This is a genomic window from Rhodococcus sp. (in: high G+C Gram-positive bacteria), assembly GCF_049591685.1.
GTDB lineage: Bacteria > Actinomycetota > Actinomycetes > Mycobacteriales > Mycobacteriaceae > Rhodococcoides.
Window position 1 is genome coordinate 1 of the sequence record NZ_JBAWFH010000324.1, and the last position, 2,440, is coordinate 2,440.

At 59.8% G+C, this 2,440-nt stretch carries 3 protein-coding genes and 1 pseudogene; 1 reads left to right on the forward strand and 3 read right to left on the reverse strand.

Going from position 1 to position 2,440, the window contains the following annotated elements:
* The 3 genes from WBQ44_RS13505 to WBQ44_RS13515 all read right to left on the reverse strand — a co-directional run.
* A partial coding sequence (locus tag WBQ44_RS13505) for a thiolase family protein (protein WP_495567192.1) occupies positions 1-117 on the reverse strand: 117 nt, incomplete at its 3' end.
* Positions 118-201: 84 nt separating this feature from the next.
* Positions 202-363: a hypothetical protein gene (locus WBQ44_RS13510; RefSeq protein ID WP_495567190.1), complete on the reverse strand. Its 162-nt coding sequence runs from the start codon at positions 361-363 to the stop codon at positions 202-204.
* A 226-nt stretch (positions 364-589) separates the two neighbouring features.
* A complete protein-coding gene (locus tag WBQ44_RS13515) occupies positions 590-1,816 on the reverse strand; it encodes an MFS transporter (protein WP_495567191.1) in 1,227 nt (408 codons plus the stop codon).
* Positions 1,817-2,185: 369 nt separating this feature from the next.
* Here WBQ44_RS13515 and WBQ44_RS13520 point away from each other — a divergent pair.
* Positions 2,186-2,440, forward strand: a pseudogene (locus WBQ44_RS13520) (permease); the annotation flags it as partial.

Genomic DNA, 2,440 nt, shown 5'->3' on the forward strand with positions numbered 1-2,440 from the left:
GTCCAGGGCGCCTTTGATCGCGATACCGCCGAGATCCGAACCCGACAAGTCTTTCAGCGAGCCGGACAACCGACCCACCGGAGTACGAGCCCCAGCGACGATGACAGATTGAGCCACTAGATTGTCCTTCCAATGCAAGAGATCTAAAACGTAGGGCCACAACCGATTTCCAGAGCAGACGAAGACTGACGTGCTGACTTTTCAGTCTCCGGTCACTTCGGAAACGCGGAGGAGGTATGCAACACGGTTGCGGTAGTCGCTCATTGTCAAACCGAACTGTACGAATATTTCGGAGCGTTCGGGGCCACCGAAAGGCTCCCAGCGCCGATGAAACTCGAGCAGCGCCTTGTCATGCTTGTTCATGCCGCCTTCTCCCACCGATCACCATCTTGCGCCGACCCTTTCGAAGCAGAACCTGGCCCCGGACGGGCGACGGCGGGCTTCGACACCTGTGAGCGACGTCATCCGCCCCCGGAACAGTGTGCGAGCTTGCCCAACCATTGTCAACCATTTAGGTCTCAGTTGCAGGAAAACCAACCATTCGAAGAAGGAAGGAAGTATTTCTCGAATTCCTGGTTGCGCTGGCGAGCTACCGACCCAGGGCCTTTGCGCGGCGGGCGGCCATGATCATCCCGACGATCGACACGATCCAGATCGGATACTGCACAGTCCATGCCATGCGGAAGGAATCTTGGTCGTACCCGTCTGCGCTGGAGAGAACGAAGCCGATGCCAGCGGTCGCAATCAGCGTTGCAACATACCCACCGGTGTTGACAACGCCCTGAGCCGTTCCCAATACGTGAGGAGCGTTGGCCGTGCGAGCGAGGTCGAAGCCGATCAGCGAACCAGGTGCGCCCAGCGACATCGTCGCGACGAGGATCAACAACAGCCACAGCGGTGCGACATCCGACAGGCTGAGGACAACTGACCACACCAGCATGTTCGCGCAGATGATCGACATAACCATTCGCTCGCGTAGATGTGGACGACGACCGGAGACCATGCCGAACAGGAAACCGCCGACGATGGATACCGCCACCGACATCGACAAGGCAGTCGCGATGAACGTATGCGACGTTCCTTGAGCTTCGGACAGGTATGGAACGCCCCAGAGCAGAACGAATGTCGTCAGAGAAAACATAGTGCCCATGTGAGCGAAAAACCCGGCAATCGTTCCGGGATTGGTTGCAACGCTGCGTAGTCGTGCGCCGACGGCCAACTTCTCAGGGCCTTCCTGCTCCCGTGCTGCGCCGTTCGGTGCGTCCTTGATCACCGACGCCGACAGGACCGCCACGAGCACACTGACCGCGGCAGCGGCGATATACGCGTGCGTCCAGCCGTGTTGTCGCAAGAGCCAAGCCAAGGGCACAGCAGAGAGAACTTGCCCTAGTTGGCCGATCATTCCGGTCAGCTGGTAGAACAGCGCGCCGCGGCGCGAGGGGAACCACAGCGCAACAAGGTTCAACACCGCAATGAGCGTCAGCGAATCGCCTGCTCCGACAAGAAGTCGCCCCGCTACCGCGATCGGTAAGGAGTTGGTCAAGGCCAGTGTCGCTTGGCCCGACGCCATGATCACAGCTCCTGCGCAGACTAGTACGCGTGTGCCGAAGCGATCCTGCAGCAGGCCGGCAGGTATTTGCATGCTGGCATAGACAACGACCTGCACCGCCACGAAGAGAGACAGAGTGGCCGGATCCACCTGGAACCGCTGCGCAGCGTCGAGCCCTGAGACACCGAACGACGTCCGCTGAAAGACCGCGATCGTGTAGGCAACGACCCCGACGGACCAAATCACATATGCGTGTGCGGAACCCATCCGGTCCGCAGCCCTCGAGCCGGCCCGCGTCACAAGCTACTCATCTGCAGAGTTCCTTCGACGAGTCATCGTTCGCCGCAAACCGGGTCCGCGTGTCGGATCAGTGCTCGGCCGTTCACACAAGTTAACCGGATGACAACCAGACTGCAACCATGCAAGCCAACCAATAGCTTGTAATGGTCGCTGTCGGCATCTACAGTCCTTGTGACGCCCGACACAATCACGGTTTCATGCATCCGACACGGGCGGCGTCTGGAGACCACGATCCTCCTGCGCATTCCCCACGAACACCGAGCAGCTCAGAACCACTCGAGCATTCCGAAAGTTCCTTGAATATCACCCGCAGCACGACGACATGATCGGAGAACCATGCAATCGAATTTATCCGGGGGAGAGGACAGCCCCGGGGCAGTTGCGCTGCCTGAAGACAAACGAGTGCCCCGCTGGTCGCTCGCGATGGCCTTCTGGGGCATGACCTCGGCGATGGTTTGGCTGTACATCGGCCAAGCCGCCAGTACCGCGGTCGGTCCACGAAATGCAATCATCGCGATGGTGCTGACGGTCGCGACCTACAGCATTATCAACGCCGTGCTGTCGCGCCGCGCGATCCGCACCGGAGAAACT